This is a genomic window from Rossellomorea sp. SC111 (assembly GCF_024733565.1).
Lineage (GTDB): Bacteria > Bacillota > Bacilli > Bacillales > Bacillaceae_B > Rossellomorea.
In genome coordinates this window covers 45,136-62,767 of sequence record NZ_JANIOC010000015.1, presented here as the reverse complement: position 1 = coordinate 62,767, position 17,632 = coordinate 45,136, and the positions used below count along the sequence as shown (strand labels likewise).

Annotated in this window: 18 protein-coding genes and 1 other annotated feature; of the genes, 6 read left to right on the top strand and 12 right to left on the bottom strand. The window is 40.7% G+C overall.

Annotated features, from left to right (window positions below; genetic code table 11):
- Positions 1-265 precede the first annotated feature (265 nt).
- Together NQ095_RS18175 and NQ095_RS18170 are read left to right on the top strand one after the other, a co-directional pair.
- A complete protein-coding gene (locus NQ095_RS18175) occupies positions 266-574 on the top strand; it encodes a PadR family transcriptional regulator (RefSeq protein WP_258264885.1) in 309 nt (102 codons plus the stop codon).
- Between the two features lie 17 nt (positions 575-591).
- Positions 592-1,764 carry a chromate transporter gene (locus NQ095_RS18170; protein ID WP_258264845.1) on the top strand — a complete coding sequence of 391 codons (1,173 nt, stop codon included), beginning with the start codon at positions 592-594 and terminating at the stop codon, positions 1,762-1,764.
- 85 nt (positions 1,765-1,849) lie between these two features.
- Here NQ095_RS18170 and pssA read toward each other — a convergent pair whose 3' ends face one another.
- On the bottom strand, positions 1,850-2,524 hold the full coding sequence (gene pssA, locus NQ095_RS18165) for a CDP-diacylglycerol--serine O-phosphatidyltransferase (protein WP_258264844.1): 675 nt from the start codon (positions 2,522-2,524) through the stop codon (positions 1,850-1,852).
- Between the two features lie 209 nt (positions 2,525-2,733).
- Between pssA and NQ095_RS18160 the strand changes: the two genes are divergently transcribed.
- Together NQ095_RS18160 and NQ095_RS18155 are read left to right on the top strand one after the other, a co-directional pair.
- On the top strand, positions 2,734-3,180 hold the full coding sequence (locus NQ095_RS18160) for a DUF2062 domain-containing protein (protein ID WP_258264843.1): 447 nt from the start codon (positions 2,734-2,736) through the stop codon (positions 3,178-3,180).
- Between the two features lie 200 nt (positions 3,181-3,380).
- On the top strand, positions 3,381-3,605 hold the full coding sequence (locus tag NQ095_RS18155; RefSeq protein ID WP_258264842.1) for a hypothetical protein: 225 nt from the start codon (positions 3,381-3,383) through the stop codon (positions 3,603-3,605).
- 50 nt (positions 3,606-3,655) lie between these two features.
- Here NQ095_RS18155 and NQ095_RS18150 read toward each other — a convergent pair whose 3' ends face one another.
- The 6 genes from NQ095_RS18150 to NQ095_RS18125 all read right to left on the bottom strand — a co-directional run bounded on the left by NQ095_RS18150 (position 3,656) and on the right by NQ095_RS18125 (position 9,449).
- Positions 3,656-4,075 (bottom strand): GNAT family N-acetyltransferase, encoded by a 420-nt coding sequence (locus tag NQ095_RS18150; RefSeq protein WP_375162859.1) that lies wholly within the window; start codon positions 4,073-4,075, stop codon positions 3,656-3,658.
- Between the two features lie 12 nt (positions 4,076-4,087).
- Complete coding sequence (locus tag NQ095_RS18145) at positions 4,088-4,564, bottom strand: GNAT family N-acetyltransferase (RefSeq protein WP_258264841.1); 477 nt, start codon at positions 4,562-4,564, stop codon at positions 4,088-4,090.
- Positions 4,565-4,729: 165 nt separating this feature from the next.
- A complete protein-coding gene (pyrH, locus tag NQ095_RS18140; protein WP_375162858.1) occupies positions 4,730-5,458 on the bottom strand; it encodes a UMP kinase in 729 nt (242 codons plus the stop codon).
- Positions 5,459-5,696: 238 nt separating this feature from the next.
- Entirely contained in the window at positions 5,697-6,896 is a 1,200-nt protein-coding gene (gene thrS / locus NQ095_RS18135) for a threonine--tRNA ligase (protein ID WP_258264839.1), read from the bottom strand.
- Between the two features lie 303 nt (positions 6,897-7,199).
- Positions 7,200-7,421: a binding site (T-box leader), on the bottom strand.
- 73 nt (positions 7,422-7,494) lie between these two features.
- Positions 7,495-8,316: an undecaprenyl-diphosphate phosphatase gene (locus tag NQ095_RS18130; protein ID WP_258264838.1), complete on the bottom strand. Its 822-nt coding sequence runs from the start codon at positions 8,314-8,316 to the stop codon at positions 7,495-7,497.
- Positions 8,317-8,591: 275 nt separating this feature from the next.
- A complete protein-coding gene (locus NQ095_RS18125; protein ID WP_375162860.1) occupies positions 8,592-9,449 on the bottom strand; it encodes a YitT family protein in 858 nt (285 codons plus the stop codon).
- A gap of 444 nt (positions 9,450-9,893) precedes the next feature.
- Here NQ095_RS18125 and NQ095_RS18120 point away from each other — a divergent pair, with 444 nt between their 5' ends.
- Both NQ095_RS18120 and NQ095_RS18115 read left to right on the top strand, forming a co-directional pair.
- Entirely contained in the window at positions 9,894-11,141 is a 1,248-nt protein-coding gene (locus NQ095_RS18120) for an ATP-binding protein (protein WP_258264837.1), read from the top strand.
- Between the two features lie 130 nt (positions 11,142-11,271).
- On the top strand, positions 11,272-11,619 hold the full coding sequence (locus NQ095_RS18115) for a hypothetical protein (protein WP_258264836.1): 348 nt from the start codon (positions 11,272-11,274) through the stop codon (positions 11,617-11,619).
- A gap of 103 nt (positions 11,620-11,722) precedes the next feature.
- Here the strand turns inward: NQ095_RS18115 and NQ095_RS18110 are convergent, their stop codons facing one another.
- The 5 genes from NQ095_RS18110 to NQ095_RS18090 all read right to left on the bottom strand — a co-directional run bounded on the left by NQ095_RS18110 (position 11,723) and on the right by NQ095_RS18090 (position 17,610).
- Positions 11,723-13,576: an LTA synthase family protein gene (locus NQ095_RS18110; protein WP_258264835.1), complete on the bottom strand. Its 1,854-nt coding sequence runs from the start codon at positions 13,574-13,576 to the stop codon at positions 11,723-11,725.
- On the bottom strand, positions 13,573-15,183 hold the full coding sequence (locus tag NQ095_RS18105; RefSeq protein WP_258264834.1) for an aminotransferase class V-fold PLP-dependent enzyme: 1,611 nt from the start codon (positions 15,181-15,183) through the stop codon (positions 13,573-13,575). The genes NQ095_RS18110 and NQ095_RS18105 overlap by 4 nt, the downstream gene beginning before the upstream one ends.
- A complete protein-coding gene (locus tag NQ095_RS18100; protein WP_258264833.1) occupies positions 15,180-15,770 on the bottom strand; it encodes a glycerol-3-phosphate acyltransferase in 591 nt (196 codons plus the stop codon). The genes NQ095_RS18105 and NQ095_RS18100 overlap by 4 nt, the downstream gene beginning before the upstream one ends.
- A gap of 62 nt (positions 15,771-15,832) precedes the next feature.
- Positions 15,833-16,561, bottom strand: coding sequence for a YwaF family protein (locus NQ095_RS18095; RefSeq protein WP_258264832.1), 729 nt, complete (start codon positions 16,559-16,561; stop codon positions 15,833-15,835).
- A gap of 251 nt (positions 16,562-16,812) precedes the next feature.
- Positions 16,813-17,610, bottom strand: coding sequence for an alpha/beta fold hydrolase (locus NQ095_RS18090; protein ID WP_258264831.1), 798 nt, complete (start codon positions 17,608-17,610; stop codon positions 16,813-16,815).
- Positions 17,611-17,632 lie beyond the last annotated feature (22 nt).

Genomic DNA, 17,632 nt, shown 5'->3' with positions numbered 1-17,632 from the left:
ACTAAACCTGTAAAGTATATCGACATGATTCAGAAGATATGCCCGAATTGAGTAATATGTGAAGATAGGTCTAAACGGTGATGCGAGATTAGTAAGAATGACTCAGGTGGTTAATTTCACAATAAAAGGTCCATCACTCCACTTATATTAAACTTGAGTAAATCTATGTGTTCATTCTTTTATTATCGTAAATCCTGTGATAAAGTATGATCAAACGATTTCGCTTATCGATATCGCATATCGATATCAACTGGAGGTGACTATAGTGGAAGAGAAAGTTTTACGGAAACTATTCCTCGGTTTCATTCAAATACATATTCTTCATCATGCCAAAGAAGAGCCCATTTATGGGACATGGATGCTGGAGGAACTGAGAGAGCATGGATACAGCATCAGCTCGGGTACCTTATATCCTATCCTGCACTCGATGGAAACCGACGGACTACTAATAAAAGAAAGTAAAAACGTAGAGGGAAAAATCAGGAAGTATTATTCCATTACGGATAAAGGAAATGCCGTTTTGATTGAGGCACGTAACAAAGCGTTCGAGCTCTTTAAAGAGATTAAAGATTGATAAGAAGGTGAATAACAATGAATCTTAAAACACTAATGGAAATCTTAATTATTTCAACCAGGCTTGGCTTCACCTCATTTGGAGGACCGGTTGCCCATCTTGGTTATTTCCACGAAGAATATGTTCGCAGAAGGAAATGGATGGATGAAAAAAGCTATGCTGATCTCGTTGCCCTTTGTCAGTTCCTGCCTGGACCGGCAAGCAGTCAGGTTGGGATGGGGATAGGCATTATGCGGGCAGGAGTGCTTGGGGGTATTGTTTCTTTTCTCGGATTCACTCTGCCATCTGTCGTTGCGTTAGTTCTCTTTGCACTCGTCCTTCAGGGAATGGGGGTGACGGATGCTGGATGGATACATGGATTGAAAATCGTTGCAGTGGCAGTAGTGGGTCATGCAATCTTAGGAATGGCACAAAAGTTGACGCCGGATTTAAAGAGAAAAGCCATTGCCCTGTTCGCTCTGGTTGTCATTTTGATTTGGCAGACCGCCATCTCCCAAGTTGCAGTTATCCTTCTTTCTGCTCTTATCGGCTTTCTACTCTATAAACGTCATGCTTCAGATCAGGAATCAAAAGTGAAGATCCCGATTTCCCGCAGATTAGCGGTGATTTGCCTAATGATATTCTTTGGATTATTAATTCTTCTCCCGATTATGCGGGAAGCAACCACATCGGAATGGGTGGCACTCTTTGATAGTTTCTACCGATCAGGTTCACTGGTCTTTGGAGGGGGGCATGTTGTACTGCCGCTGTTAGAACGTGAATTTGTTCCGACTGGATGGTTAACCGAAGAACAGTTTCTAGCAGGATATGGTGCAGCCCAGGCGGTGCCGGGTCCCCTTTTCACCTTTGCAGCTTATATTGGAGCTGTTATCAGCGGGTGGAAAGGTGGGATGCTTGCAACTGTTGCTATTTTCCTGCCCGCATTTCTGCTGATTACTGGGGCCTTGCCTTTCTGGGATTCCCTTAGGCGGAATCCAAAGATAAAAGGCGCATTGATGGGAGTGAATGCAGCAGTCGTCGGAATACTGACAGCGGCTTTCTATCACCCGATCTTTACATCATCGATCCTCGTACCTGTCGATTTTGCCTTTGCAGCGATTCTGTTCAGTATGCTGGTGTTCTGGAAACTCCCGCCTTGGATGGTCGTGATTGCAGGGGCACTTGGTGGGCTTGTGATCAAAATGTTGTAATAGAATACAGAAATGAGCCAGGCAGTCATTGCCTGGCTCATTTCAAATTATTACTATCTTCTGTCTCTCGAATGTAAGTGAAAACTTATCTTCTTATAAATCGGTACGCCAGATAAGCAATATACAAAGGAGTTGCTATATAAATTAAATATGGGAATTCTTCATATGTACCTTTGAAGATTACATACAATAATGCCCCGATAAAGATTGTCACAATCGTCCCGTATTTAGGTAACGGAACTTCTTTCAGACTCGGTATCCTGATCCTGCTCACCATCAGAAAGCACATCGCTGTAAAAATGACCGTCGTCACGATATTCGGAATCCAGTTACCGAATAATGTTAGAATCGCCAGGATTCCACCCGCAGCCGTTATAGGGACACCTACAAAATAGTGAAGTGATGATTTCGGAGGACTTGTGTTGAACCGTGCAAGACGGTACGCACCGAATAAAGGAAATAAACCAGCCACAATGAACCCTAATAATCCAAATTGAAAAAAGTATGTATAATACACAAGAAATGATGGTGCAACCCCGAATGTCACGATGTCGGCCAATGAATCCAATTCCTTCCCAAGAACACTGTCTGCATTGAGCATCCTCGCAAGTCTACCGTCCATACTGTCGAGCATCATGCCAATAATGATTAATACTGCTGCATTTTTAAATTGTCCACTTGCTGCAAATCCGATGGATAAGAATCCGCAATATAAATTCCCCAAGGTCACCATATTGGGGATTTTTTTTGTTAGTTTCATTTTTAGTCCTCGCTCTGCCAAATATTCTATTAGTATTAGAATACCATTTTATTCATACTCATAAAGCTGTGTCTTAAAAAAAGTTCAATAATTCCTATAAAAAAGTCCATTTTTAATTTACAAAGCTCAAAATTAGACATACTATAAACAAGGATGATAATAACACATATGAACGGAATCACATTCTCATAATATATGGTGATGATTACATGATTAGAAAAAAACTAAGAGAATTAAAGTGCCTGACTTTAAAACTATTGCGGCTTAAAGATAACGCCCATAGCATCGCATTAGGATTCACGGTTGGCTTATTGATTAATTTCGTGCCTTCCTTCGGCATCGGTCCTGTCATTTCTACAGCCAGTGCAAAGATATTCAAAGGAAACCCGTTCGCCGGATTAGTTGGCGGGGTCTCTTTAATCTGGGCTTTCCCTTTCTTCTTCTACTTGAATCTTGTCGTAGGACATCTTTTCTTTCCGCTTGATTCCTCCGGTGATGCAGTAGGGGTCGGATTGCAAATAGGAAAAGCTTTCTTTACAGGAATGATCATTAACATTCCCTTATGCGGAATCCTAACCTATGCCATCATGAATTCTGCTGTAAAAAAATACCGAGGGACATTGCTGACATTCGTCCAAAGGAAATGGAACGTATAAACCACCCTTTTTTACTGATAAACGGGTGGGTTCCTCTCTATTACTTTCAAAGTTTTGAAACTCTTTCACGGATTCATTCGTATATACTTTTATAACGGTTTCTGACTTATGATTACCACATTTTATACTATTTCATCTCGCACTTTGTTATAATTTAACTATTACAAGTCGAGCATAAAATGAGAAAGAGGAGGATTGAAATGACTGGAACCATAGCTGTAATCATGATTTTTTCCATACCCATTCTTGGTATCATTACAGACCATTTCCAAAAACAATCCAAGCTGAAACAAAAAATGATAGAAGATGAACTCGAACTTGAAAAACTCAAACATGAAAATTTCGTCATAGAAACCCAGAAAATGAGGCTTGAATTAGAAAAAATGAACCTCGAAGAACCCAAGGGGAAAACGCATACGATTTAAAGATAAGTAGTGCAAGAGCCGGTCATATTCTGTCCGGCTCTTTTCCATGATTATGTTAAATATTCCTCCTCAAGGGATGGGTTGAGATACCTTGCCATTCCGGTCTTCAAACTTTTCATACCGTGTTTTCTATAAAAAGCTTCATTACCCGTAGTCGAGATCAATAAGACACAAGATACGTCCGCCAGTTGCTCCAATAAATCCTTCATGATAAGAGTTGCAATCCCCTTGCGTTGATAATCCCGGTGAACGACCACATCATAGATCGTCGCATTGAAGATTCCATCCGTCAGGGCTCTCCCCACTCCAACAATACGCCCTTCTAAAACTGCCAAGGATACGATATCACTCCTCAGAAATATTTTGGAGACCACCTCATTTGTATGCTTAAACCACCCCACTGAATGGTATACCTCTCTCATTTCGTTCAGCCTATCCGGTTCAAAATGGTTCAGGAGCTTGACGTTCACCTTTCCCCCTCCTTACTCTCTGTTATGAAGATCATATTTCATTTTCAGGAATTCATAGCGGCTTCCATTCGTTTCTTGGGTAAATGTTTCAAGGGCTTTGAAGCCCACCTTCTTATATACGTTAATTGCACGTTCATTGAAAGTGGCCACGGATAGACTGAACGCATCTGGTGAATATTTGGCTTGGGCGAACTTTAATCCGGATTCAGTAAACCTTTTTCCATGTCCTTTTCCTGTGATACTCGGTTCCATTCCGAGTCCAATATCTACAGTTCCATCCGGCAAAACTTGAAAGGAGTAGAAACCAACCTTTTTCCCCTCTTGAAAAACTGAAAATGTCGAGCTGCCACGCTGATTTTCATCCAAGAATTCTGCTAAGTCTTCTTCATCCTCCGTCAGGTCATAGAACGAATACTCCCCATCATATTTCCATGTATTTGCTATATGTTCCGCTTGCTTCTGGGTCATAACTTGAAATGAATAACTCATACAAAACCCCTTTTGGTATAAATTTCTATTTCTCTTATAAATTATTGTCTTTAAACAAAGTAAGTTGTAGTTGATTCCTGCTCACTGTCTAGTAATAGGTTTTTCCTATAAAAAAATAATTCTATAAGCTGAGATTGATACCCGTTACAGTTACATTCATTTCGTTTATAATTTTGTCTCTTCGTGATTAATCAATGTTCCCCACTTCTGTCCTGAGCATATTTTTTTCATGATTCCCACCTGGTCAAAGTTAAAGATATGAACAGGTAATTTATAATCACGCGCTAGCAGGAGTGCTGACTGATCCATGATTTTTATATTATTTAATACCACGTCATCGTAGTTTAAATTCTGATACATCTTCGCCTCTTTATCACGTTTGGGATCAGAGGTGAATACACCATTTACTCCCTGTTTTGCTACAAGGATAGCATCACTGTTTGTTTCAATCGCACGTTGGACACTGGGATAATCGGTCGTGACAAAAGGCTGCCCGTTACCCCCTCCGAAGATGACAATATACCCTTTGTCCAGATGATGGACTGCTCGAAGGCGGATGTAAGGCTCAGCCACTGCTGAAACGGGGATTGAGGTCATGACCCTTACTTCTTTATCCGTTTTGCTTTTTAAAACACCTCTCAGCATCAAGCTGTTAATGATTGTTCCAAGCGTCCCGATGCTATCGGCTTCCACTCTTTCAATTCCCCACTTATCTGCCAAACTTCCACGAAAAATATTTCCTCCTCCCACTACTAAAGACACTTCAATACCCATATTTACAATGGATAAGATCTCGTTTGCAATATGCTCAAGCTCTGACGTCCCAAAATTATTGCCTTCGTTATCCGCCAAAGCACCACCGCTTAATTTTATTAACACTCTCTTATATCCCATTTTCATTCCCCCCTAGCATAAAAAGAGCTAAAAAGTAAATAAATTACCTTTTAGCTCTTAATAGGAAAGGAGAAATAAAGCGATAAACCAAATTAAAAGTGCTCATTTCTCCTCCCCCTTTCTTTGTATTCAGAATTTTCCTTCTGTTAGTTTATAGAAAATAAAGGAAATGGTCAAGGGGATAATGAGTATTCCCTACCCTTCCCTTCCTACAATTAGTGAAATTACTTTTGCTGCCTCACCTTTCGTCAGTCAATCTTTGAATGACTTCATTTACTTGAAGTAAACCAAGATTACCCTCCTTCCTTTTTCTAAGTGACACCGAGTGTTGTTGGATTTCTTTATCCCCGATAACCATCATATATGGCACTTTCTGCATCTCGGCTTCCCTGATTTTCAACCCCATCTTCTCAACGCGATCGTCCAGTTCCACCCTGAATCCTTCTCTTTCAAAAAGTGACTTCACTTCTTGGGCATATGGGATGTGATTTTCAGAAATTGGAAGGATTTTCACTTGATGCGGAGCTAACCAAAGGGGGAAATCTCCTCCGAAATGTTCAATGATTATGGCCATAAACCGTTCAATTGATCCATAAATAGCACGGTGGATCATGATTGGTCTCAGAACTTGATTATCCTCCCCAATATATTCACACTGAAATTTTTCAGGCATTTGAAAATCAAGTTGAACTGTTCCACACTGCCAGCTTCTTCCGAGACAATCCAGAATATGAAAGTCGATCTTCGGTCCGTAGAAAGCTCCATCTCCATGGTTGATATGATAATCAACGCCCCTTTCTTCCAATACTCCTTCAAGATCCCCTTCAGCTTGATTCCAAAGGTCAACAGACCCCATAAAATCACCCGGACGAGTAGAGAGCTCCACTTTGTATTCGAAACCGAATTTCCCATAGAAACGATCAATGAGATCGAGGACTTTATGAAGTTCTGCACGAATCTGATCTTTTCTTACAAATAGGTGGGCATCATCTTGAGTGAACGAACGCACTCTCAATAATCCACTTAACGACCCTGACAGCTCATGACGATGGACCAACCCAAGCTCCCCATATCGAAGGGGTAATTCCCTGTAGCTTCTCCGTTTACTTTTATAAATCAGGACTGCTCCGGGACAGCTCATCGGCTTGATGGCATATTTCTGATCATCCACCTCTGAGAAATACATATTTTCATGATAATGATCCCAGTGACCTGACTTCTCCCATAATTCCTGTTTCATCATGATGGGAGTCCTGATTTCCTGATAGCCTGCTTTCAGGTGCTCCTTTTTCCAAAATTCCTCCAGCTCATTCCGCAAGAGCATCCCCTTCGGTAAATAAAACGGCATACCGGGTGCTTCTTCCATGGAGATGAACAATTCTAGCTCCTGGCCTAGTTTCCTGTGATTTCTCTTTTCCACCTCTGATTGAATAGACATGTCTTTTCCTCCTTGAAATTTTGTATATAAAAAACCGCACCCATCCCTAACCAAGGGACGAATGCGGTCGTGGTACCACCCTAATTCCGAAAGACAAAAAATACTTTGGTCCTTCGCTCAAGTAAGATAACGGTTTTCCCGATTATGGATTTCCCCATAATAGCTCCAAGGTGGTAAATCATTTTCCTTTCTTCAGGGCTTGCAGCCTGATGACCCTGTTCTCTGGTAAGAAAGTTTAAATGACCCGTGTCCTCTTCATAGCGCAATGCATATTTATAATAAAAAAACCGCACTCATCCCTAACCAAGGGACGAGTGCGGTCGTGGTTCCACCCTAATTTCGAAGTTTATAATAAAACTCTTCGCTTAAGTAAGATAACGGTTTTCCCGATTATGGATACTGTTATTTCTCCATAATAGCTCCAAGGTGGTAACACATTCAATTCTCTTCAGGGCTCTCAGCCGGTGACCCTGTTCTCTGATCAAGAAAATGGTGAATGAATCATGTCCTCTTCTTTGCTTTCGTATAGTATATTCAACTATAGATAAAAGTGTTATTGAAATTATATGGGAGTATTTTCTAACTGTCAAGTGCTACATTATACAAAAATCAGTAAAATAATGCCCACCAGAATAAGGCGGTAAATGGCAAATGGGATTAACTTGACTTTGTTGATCACTTTTAAGAAAAAGCGGATCGATAAATAAGCAAATAGGAATGCGCTGATAAATCCGACAACTAAAAAGGGCATGAACTCAGCATTGAAATACATCCAGTTTTTCATCAGAGACAGAGCACTAGCACCCAGCATGATCGGTACAGCCATAATGAAGGTGAAATCAGACGCTGCACGGTAGCTTAACCCAAGTAATACGCCACCTGAAATGGTAGAACCAGACCTTGAGAACCCCGGCCATAAAGATAGACATTGAATCAGTCCAATCATCAACGCTTTCTTGTGGGTGATCTCATCAACGGTTTCCACCGCCTGCACCTTTGGCCGGAACAGATCGGCAGCGATCATAAGGAAAGCACCTATGGCTAACCCTGCAAGGACCGTATTTAGTGAAAAGAGATGTTCATCGATGTAGTCCTCGAACAGTAACCCAAGTATTACTGCCGGGAGCAACCCGACTAATATATGTGATAGTTTTAATTTTGATGATCTATTTTCTTTAAGGGAATTCATCCCTAATAAATCCTTGAATCTCTCTCGAAACACTATGACTACTGCAAGAATGGATCCAAGTTGAATGACTACTTTAAATGTATTGGCAGGGTATTTCCCCAACACTTCTATCGAATTGATCCATAGATCATCCACCACGATCATATGGCCGGTAGAGGATACCGGAGCAAACTCCGTCAAGCCTTCTACCATACCGAGAATAAATGCTTTAATCAGTATTACAAGTTCCATGATTCCGTTCTCCTCTATTGAAGATGATATTTTTGTGACTTCTTGGAAGGTTCCTCATCGAATTTTCGGTATCGAGTAATTTCTTCATCCTAATCTAGATAATAGTACTACAAGTACAAGTAGCCGACAATAAGAATATCTACATAATCCAATACAGAAAGCATACTGAATAGACGGGACACATTCGGCGTCTTGGGACTTCACACATAAAAAAACACAGAACCAGGAGTTATCCCGATGCTGTGCATTTATATGTAGCTTTCATAAAAGCGGCATCAATGAATGTCTTTTTTCTTAAACCTCCCTCCCCTTACCTCAGCAATATCCGCTATCGCGAGAAATGCGGAAGGATCATGCTCTGCCACGATGTCCTTCAACTTTGCCTCCTCAAGTCGTGTGATGACACAGAATATGACCTTTTTGTCATCTCCTGAAAAGGCACCTTCTCCCTTTAAATAAGTGACACCCCTGCCTAACCGATGTAGGAGGGCGTCTCCAATCTCTTCGTAATTCTCACTGATGATCCAAACGGATTTAGATTCATCCAGCCCTTTAATCGTAATATCAATGAGTTTAAATGCAACATAATAAGCGAGTAGAGAATACATGGCCCTATCCCAGCTGAAGACAAAGCCTGCACTGGCTAAAATGAAAAGATTCACAAACATGATGATTTCCCCTACAGAGAAAGGAAGCCTTTTACTTGATAAAATGGCCAGGATTTCAGTTCCGTCAAGAGATCCCCCGTATCTGATGACCATACCAACCCCTATGCCGAGAACAATGCCTCCAAATAAGGATGCCAACAGAATATCTTGTGTAAAGGCAGCAACAGGATGTAGAAATGTTGTCGAAATTGAAAGGATGATAATGCCATAAAGCGTAGAAAATGCGAAGGTTTTACCGATTTGTTTATATCCAATGAAGAAAAAGGGGATGTTTAAAATAAAGATAAAAAGTCCCAACTTAATGCCTGTTATGTGTGAGAGCATAATGGAAACGCCGACAATCCCTCCATCGATGACCTGGTTGGGAACAAGGAAAATCTCCAGACCGACAGCCATGATCACAGCTCCTATAGTAATCAGGATAGCCCTCTTCACCACTTCTTTCAATGGGATTTTCTTATGCATGATTTTCACCTGCTGGCGTTGATCCAAGACCTGTCCTTCCATCACCTTCATCCCTCCTCATATGATACTCTAACAGAACGGCCGAACCACCCTATGCACTTGGCAACACCCAACTATCCAACTATGTATCAACTCTTTACATCCAATACCCCTAAACAAGCCATATAAATTATATATTCTATTCTACCTGCTAAAATACCTGCTTATAGAGAGGGACGGACCTTGGATTAAGTCACATTTTCGATCTCAAATTTCCATGTAACATGCTTCAACACTACATTTTATTAAAGTGATTGCTTAAAAATTCAAGCGATTTAGAGGTCCGTCCCTGAAATTTGACTAATAGGGGGAAATGAAGTATTTTTAGTATTTGTATGTTCTTGTATATTATTAGACAGGGAGCTTTTGGTGTTCCTGAGTCAAATCGTTTTTGGAGGCTTTTATTTGATTACATTAATCAAAACTCTACTGATCAATATTACAATCTTATTTTCTTTTACCTATAATGCAAATGTCCTTTTTCCATTCAGAGAAAAACAGGACTCTATCTTCAAACACAAAATTACATATGGGTTGGTCGGAGCATTTGGGGCACTTTTATGCATGTTGTACCCCATCGAGACGCTTGGTGCCACTCATTTTGATTTACGCATGCTTGCAATCCTGATTTCCACCATATATGCAGGTTTATTATCAGGGTCTATCGTACTCGGGTTTGTCATCATCTTTCGTTATTTAATAGGCGGTCCTTACGTTGCAGTGGGTATTGCCGTTTCAGTTTTGGCCCTTGTAATAGGGGTCATCTTTCGTAAGATGCTGTTGAAGACTCAATACAAATTTTTAGTGAGTACTCTTATCTTTCTTATCCATTCTATATTCTACATAGCGATTATTACTATTACTATCCCTATTTTACATCTGCCCTTTTATATCATTTATTTTTCAGTTTTTTATTTTACATTTCTCGCTTTGGTGTTCATCATTGAGCATCTGATCCGGACGAATAAGCAGATTGAAGAAATGGTATATCTTGATAAACTGAATATGGTTGGGCAGATGGCCGCTTCAATCGCCCATGAGATCCGCAATCCTCTTGCAACTGTGAGGGGTTTCATTCAGCACCTAAGCGAGGACTCACAGGACAGCAGGTTAAAGAGGTACTCCCCCCTCATCCTCAATGAATTGGATCGAACCAACAAAATTATCACAGACTATCTGAGCGTGGCAAAACCAAGCGGATTCCAACTGTCAAGGCTCAACATTGAACATATCATCGGGGAGTGTGTGGATCTATTGATACCTTTTGCATCCTACTCCAATACTACCATCGTTTTTCACAGAACGGGCACCCATCATATTAAAGGTGATGCGGACCATTTAAAGCAAGCCATCATGAATGTTATTAAAAATGGCATCGAATCCATTGAGAATCAAGGTAAAATTTCAATCACTTTAAAAGAAGATCCCTTGTCTCGCTCTATTCATATCAGCATTTCGGATAACGGAAAAGGAATGACCGGAGATGAGTTAAAGAAAATCGGCTTACCCTTTTATACAACGAAGTCCAAAGGGACGGGGTTGGGAAGCATGGTGACAAATAAACTTATTCGTGAAATGGGCGGAATGATTGAATATGAAAGTGAATTAAACAAAGGAACCGTTGTAAAAATCACACTGCCGCTTCTTCCTTAAAATGAATCTTTGAAAAGAGCTTGGGACCCCAGGCTCTTTTATTATGGTGTTTTTCACTCTTCTCTCGCAAACTGTGATAAACTAATTTTATCAGTATTTTCCAACATTTACGGAAAGAAGGAATCGAACAATGAACAAAAGATCGACGTTTCTTTTTGTAATGGCTGTAATCGTTGCACTTAGTATCGTTACGATTCTTAACAGACCGACTGAACAAGATTTTGAAAAATGGCTTCAAAAAGAGTATAAGATCGATTGCAACGAAGATTGTTCCATCATTGAAGTGGAAAGTGTCAGTGGAGATATAACAGAGAGGACTAAGTTCGCTGATGCAAGTGGTAGTTATTCTCCCGGAATATTCATATCAAGGATAAGCAGACAGTATAAGAGCTTAGATGACCCTCTGCATAGTAAACAGATCAACGTGATTGGTTTTAATGGCAGGTTTTATCCCCTTCATACTCACGATGAATTTTAAGCATCCTTAGTATTGTTTACATAATAAAATTACAGTCACTACACAGCTTCATTTCCGTTAATAAACCCCCGGCTCTCACTTGAGCCGGGGGTTTACATTGCTTCTATTCCAGAAATCTCAATAAGTCACCATACAGTATGTCATCTGACATCCTCAACTCTTTTCTAACCGTTTCCTTAAATGGATCGCATAGGGAATCACTTACAGACTCCTCACTCTTTTTATTGTAGCAGACATTATCCTGGAAAATATACTTATCTGTAATGAAATCCCCATCACGGAAAATAACGGGATGATTTTCATTCCGTGTGAATAGGCTATGACCAAATGACAGAGCGTTCTTTGTGTCTATACCCAATAAATGCAGGACCGTTGCCCGGATATCAATCTCTCCTCCAATGGTGTCTATCGTCCTTGCCTCTTCCCCTGGAACATGAATGATCAGGGGAACTTGCTGAAGCTTGGCATGGTTGACTGGAGTATCCTTCTGACCCAATAGCTCAAAAACACCTGGTTCGTATTTCTCGGAAATCCCATAATGATCCCCGTAAAGGACCACTACCGTATTCTTATCCATCCCATTTGCTTTAAGCTTTTCAAATAATGTTTTTATCGCTTCATCCTCGTAACGGACCGTTGTGACATAGCGGTTTACTACATCTTCACTCGTAGAAGCTGTATCGATGAATTGATCATCTTCCTCCAATAAAAAAGGGAAATGATTTGTCAGGGTTATGAGACGTGTATAAAACGGCTGTGGGATATTCTCAAGATAGGAACTTGTCTGCTCGAAAAAAGGGATATCCTTTATCCCATAATTGATTGAATTATCTTCTGTTACGGTAAAGTCCCTCTTGGAAAAATAGCGATCGTACCCCAGGGTCTCATACATCATTTCACGGTTCCAAAATGTGCGCTCATTCCCATGAAAAACAGCTGAATAGTAATCTTTCTTCTTTTTCAGCATATGTGGAAGACTGGCGTATGTATTATCGGGTTTTCTCACAAAAGCTGATCCGCTTGATAGTGGATACAACCCGGTATCAATCATGAATTCTGCATCCGACGTTTTCCCTTGTGCCGTCTGGTCGTAAATATTATTGAAGTAAAAACTGTCCTTAATCAAGGAATTCAAAAATGGTGTGATTTCTTCTCCATTCACTTTTGCATTGATAACGAAGTTCTGGGTGGATTCCATGCTGACTAATATCAGGTTTTTCCCCTCAGCAACCCCAAATAAGTCAGAGGTGTCCTGCTTCGTTGATTGAGTATACTGCACGGATGCCTTGGTGTCAGATTTGTTCGCAAGTAGATGAGAAAATGGGTTCGTTGCGGCAATCCCAATGTCATACATATGATAATTATAAGGCCCAACGGATTTTACCATTTGTTCCCTATCATAGGACTCTGCAAATAAGTATGGTGATTTAATCAATCCCATTCCAATGGTCAACACCAATAATGAGAGACTAATCACGATAAAGGTCAACTTCCATCTGCGTGACAAGATGTCAGAACCCGGCCGGTCCTTCTTCAACATCCAGGCTGCAATGATAATATCAACCAATAAGAGTAAATCCCAAGGGCTCATCAATTCAAACGTACTGGGTCCGATGCCCCCTACATTCTTAAATTGAAATAGAATGGGAACCGTTACGAAATCTGAATAGAAACGAAAGTAAAGAAGATCGCCATAAAGGAGACCGGTCGCAACCCCCATAAAAAGTACGACCAGAATCTTCTTGACCCTCTTAAAGAAAAAAAAGCTGAAACCGATCAATATCATGATGGAACCGACCGGATTTAATAATATGAGCATTATGTCCAGAAAAGTTTCTACATGGATGTTGAATCCTATTAAGGAGACCAATACGGTTTTGATCCATAGTGAAAGCAGGGCAAACCCAACCAGTTTATTTGTCTTAAAACGCGAAAAGAAATCTTTCATCCCACTCATTTCACTACCTTTGTTCCAACCATACTGTTATATTCTCTGATGAGCATTGTCATGGCATCAAAAACCTCTCGTTCGTTGTGTTCTCCCATAAGTGCCACCTGCACCCAATTCCTATTAATCAAATATTCACTTTCATAGCTTAATAAGATGCCCCTGCTTTTGCAGGCATCCCCGAATTGTCTACTACACTGTTCCCTATTTAGTGCAATGGTAATCACACCGGGGGAGTAATTTTCATCCCCTAAGATTTGAATCCCTTCATCAGCTAGCCTACGCCTTACATTTTTAGAGATGTTCAAGGTCCCATCATAGTGAATCAACTCGATGGCTTCATTTAATGCGGCTAGTAGATTAGATGAGTGAGTATAAGGGACACTTCCATTCATAGCATACATGCCCACATCCAGATATCTTGGGATCGACGCACTTGGATTGATTATCTCCCGATGAAAAATGAGGGCGAGTCCTGGATACGAGCCAAGTCCCTTTCCGCTTACAGAGGTAGCGAGAAACACTTTACTAAAGTCGACTGGAACTGTTCCGACCGAACTGCAGGCATCAATACAAAGTTCTACATTATATTTTTGACAGAGTGAAAGAATGTCTCCTACACGATATAAATATCCTGTCGATGTCTCACAATGAACCGTCCACAGCCACTTTATATCGGGATCACATTGAAGGACGGTTTCTATTTCTTCCACTGTAATGTGTTCATTCCACTCCTTTTCGATTGTATGATAGGTTAAATCGAAACGTTTACCATGATCCATCAATCTGCTGCCAAATTCCCCATTTGAAAGAATTAGACCTTTACCCTTTATTTTTGTCAACTGAGCTGCCACCATATCATTAGATAAGGTTCCTGTTCCCACAGCCACCTGTACATGATTCGCACCCGTTATATCACGTAAACTCTTTCTTACAACTTCCATTTCATGCAGAAAAGGACTGCTTCTGTGAGACATTGCGTCCCTTCTAAATGCGGCCTCCACTCTTGTATGACGCTGCACTGGCCCTGGCAAAAAAGAACGTGTGGGCAGTTCAGCGGTCTTCCGGATCATTAAGCGCTGAAATGCTTTAGTTGAATTCTCGAAGCTCTCTCGGGTCAGGTACATGGGTTGAAATCTTGCTTCCTCTTCTCCCACAAGTTCAGCAAAAGGGAGAAATCCAATCCGCTTATAAAGTTTAAGCTGGCGTACCGTACCGGAAATGAGCGCCATAGTATACCCCTTTTCCAAACAATAGGACACGAGGCGGTCACATAATTGATAAAAGACCCTTGTACTCCTATACGCTTCTTTAACTGAAAGCAGTCTGATTTCACATGGAACTGCCTGATCAGGTAAATACTCATCCAGATTGCCGAGCTTATGATCCAACGAAAATGGCCGTTCGGACCTTACGGCAATCATCCCGACGACTTCATCACCCGCTTTTGCTATCACATATGTATTCTCATCGTGAAATTTATCCACCAGCATACTCGTATCATTTTCTTCATGCTGAGGGATTTCTTCCACGAACGTTTGATAATTTAACGAGTATATTTGTTGAAATTCATCCTGTTCGCATGCAATTTTATAGTGTAAAGTATCATTATTCATTCTCGTACCTCCTTTGTTTCGACTGAATGATGAAATGATCTGTTATGGAAAAAGAGGACAGTCATAAATAAAGCCCCCAGGCCAGCAGATATAGTGAATGAACCTTCAATCACATAGGCAGTTATCGGGATTGTACCCATTGAAAGAAGACCTGAGAATGTATATCTCCTAATGACGATGTATGCTCCGCCCATCATAATAGCGAAAACACCAATACTTAACGGGCAGAGAAATAATGCTGTAGCCAAATACGCTACAACCCCCTTCCCACCGTGAAACCCGAGTTGAATGGGAAACAGGTGCCCAATCATGATCAAGAACGAGCTTAAGATCAAATATGCCTCCCCATCAGTCAGGAGAGAAGTGAAGGATAATGCCAGTATTACTTTGCCTGCATCTACAACGAGAGTCAGTAAAAAACCTTTCTTACCTGTCGATCTACCTGCATTCGTTGCGCCGACATTGCCACTTCCGATCTTACGAATATCCTTGCCAGTGAATAATTTCACTATATAATAAGCTCCTGTTATACTGCCCAATCCGTAAGAAACAAGAACGATTACACTTAAGATTAATAGTTGAGTCATCAAACCTGCTCCCTGCTTTATATGTTAATAGACGAATGAAGTCAAAGGAAAGTTTCATATATTTACCTTTCACCTTTCCGATTCTTTTTAAAAAGATGAAAAGGAGCATAGAGAATTAAAAATAATACAACACTCACCCCTTCGAGTGAAAGGAGATACCAGGGATACTCCCCCAAATAATCGATCGGACTTGCGTTATACGGTTTATGCATAAGAAACATGTAATTGGCCCCGGCTACTTTATTAACAGCATAAGCTACGACTGCGATTACATTCAATGCCATAAATGCCCTGATCACCGATCCAAAAGACAACCTGTACCCTTCAATCCATACCATGTACAAACATGATAAAACTATCGATAAATGGGCCAGAAAAAATTGAAAAAAACGGAAATGAGGAAAGCCAAAAAATAATTCAGGTGTGACGATGGCGATAAACGCGCCGGACATACTGGAAAAGAAACTAATTTCAAACATTCTATAATTGCTGCTTATAAGCATGATGGTACAAAGATACAAAGACAAAGAGCATAATTGAAAAGGTAAGTTTATCGTTACATCCCACTGATCATTCAAACCATACCAAACCTGGAAAGACACTTCGCTCAATACAAGTAAAATAATCAGCACCCATTTCAGCAAACCCTTCACACTACCCTGTACACGCTCTCTAAAAATATATAACCCCACAATACATCCAACTGAAACCAAAATTGCAGCCAAATGAGAAGCGGAAAACAGCTCAAACGGATACTCCTCTTGCCTGAAATTCAAAACCTCACGAATCAAACCCTCAAACCCCCTAACATACACCCCACTATACTATATTCTCCCAACAGGCCCCCATTTCCTTTAAAGGGACGGACCCCGATTTTTCCTCTCACTTTCCTTCATTAGAGCCTTTTATCCGCCACCCTTTAGGGACGGACCTTTCATCCTGTTTCTGAACATTCAGTTGTGTATATTCCTTCCTATCCCACCAATCCAAATACAGGCACAAAAAACATCCCATTTCATTCAAGAAATGGGATGCATGCACGTTATTGAACCTTCTGCAGAGGAAGGACCTGTTTAGTATTAATGAAATCCAGTGCCAGACGATTAAATTCAGACGGTTTTTCTACATTGCAAACATGTCCGCAACCGTCAAGGAATACCTTCATAGCTGAAGGATCTCCTTCCGTATCTTCATCAAGCGAACGGACAAACAGATGATCTTCTTTTCCTGTAATGTAGAGTTTCGGGATGTGTGACGCCCTTTCCTGCACAGAGGCATAGGTCGATTTAACAAATGGGGTAAGTTGATACCACCCGAGAAAATCTTTCCGTTTCATTTTCTTTGCTTCCCGAATAAATAACTTCCTCGAAATTCTATGGTTTCTTTTGGGCATCATGACGTATGCGAATAATTTATATAACCACATGAAGGGAATCATGCCTTTCAGAGCATGACCCGCCTGCAGCAAAGTGTTTGAAAATAATGTAAACCGAGTGATGCAACCACCTAGTATCGCCGTTTGCACGCGATCGGGAACTTGTTGCATCAGTTCATGAATAACCACTGAACCAAGAGATATCCCGATAAAGTGAGCTTGTCCAATCCCAATCTCATCCAGGACTTTTACGATCTCACGGACAATTAAATTGATTGTGAACGGCTCATTATATGAATCGACCCCTGGTGAATCCCCATGACCAGGCAAGTGAACCGTCACTACATTATAATGATCCTTAAAGGTTTCCATTTGTTTACAGAAGATACTTGAGGTCCCCCCGATTCCATGAAGGAAAACCACATATTCTTTGCCGACTCCCTGATGTACGATGTATTCTAGCATCCATTTCTCCTTAAGAACAGCA

What these genes read in the sequence shown, in the direction of transcription:
- NQ095_RS18090 (WP_258264831.1), bottom strand. Translation starts at nt 17,610, where the DNA reads ATGCTAGAATACATCGTACATCAGGGAGTCGGCAAAGAATATGTGGTT.
- NQ095_RS18145 (WP_258264841.1), bottom strand. Translation starts at nt 4,564, where the DNA reads ATGAGTTATTCATTTCAAGTTATGACCCAGAAGCAAGCGGAACATATA.
- NQ095_RS18110 (WP_258264835.1), bottom strand. Translation starts at nt 13,576, where the DNA reads ATGAGTGGGATGAAAGATTTCTTTTCGCGTTTTAAGACAAATAAACTG.
- NQ095_RS18105 (WP_258264834.1), bottom strand. Translation starts at nt 15,183, where the DNA reads ATGAATAATGATACTTTACACTATAAAATTGCATGCGAACAGGATGAA.
- NQ095_RS18125 (WP_375162860.1), bottom strand. Translation starts at nt 9,449, where the DNA reads ATGCATAAGAAAATCCCATTGAAAGAAGTGGTGAAGAGGGCTATCCTG.
- NQ095_RS18170 (WP_258264845.1), top strand. Translation starts at nt 592, where the DNA reads ATGAATCTTAAAACACTAATGGAAATCTTAATTATTTCAACCAGGCTT.
- NQ095_RS18100 (WP_258264833.1), bottom strand. Translation starts at nt 15,770, where the DNA reads ATGACTCAACTATTAATCTTAAGTGTAATCGTTCTTGTTTCTTACGGA.
- NQ095_RS18155 (WP_258264842.1), top strand. Translation starts at nt 3,381, where the DNA reads ATGACTGGAACCATAGCTGTAATCATGATTTTTTCCATACCCATTCTT.
- NQ095_RS18160 (WP_258264843.1), top strand. Translation starts at nt 2,734, where the DNA reads ATGATTAGAAAAAAACTAAGAGAATTAAAGTGCCTGACTTTAAAACTA.
- NQ095_RS18130 (WP_258264838.1), bottom strand. Translation starts at nt 8,316, where the DNA reads ATGGAACTTGTAATACTGATTAAAGCATTTATTCTCGGTATGGTAGAA.
- pyrH (WP_375162858.1), bottom strand. Translation starts at nt 5,458, where the DNA reads ATGGGATATAAGAGAGTGTTAATAAAATTAAGCGGTGGTGCTTTGGCG.
- thrS (WP_258264839.1), bottom strand. Translation starts at nt 6,896, where the DNA reads ATGTCTATTCAATCAGAGGTGGAAAAGAGAAATCACAGGAAACTAGGC.
- pssA (WP_258264844.1), bottom strand. Translation starts at nt 2,524, where the DNA reads ATGAAACTAACAAAAAAAATCCCCAATATGGTGACCTTGGGGAATTTA.
- NQ095_RS18115 (WP_258264836.1), top strand. Translation starts at nt 11,272, where the DNA reads ATGAACAAAAGATCGACGTTTCTTTTTGTAATGGCTGTAATCGTTGCA.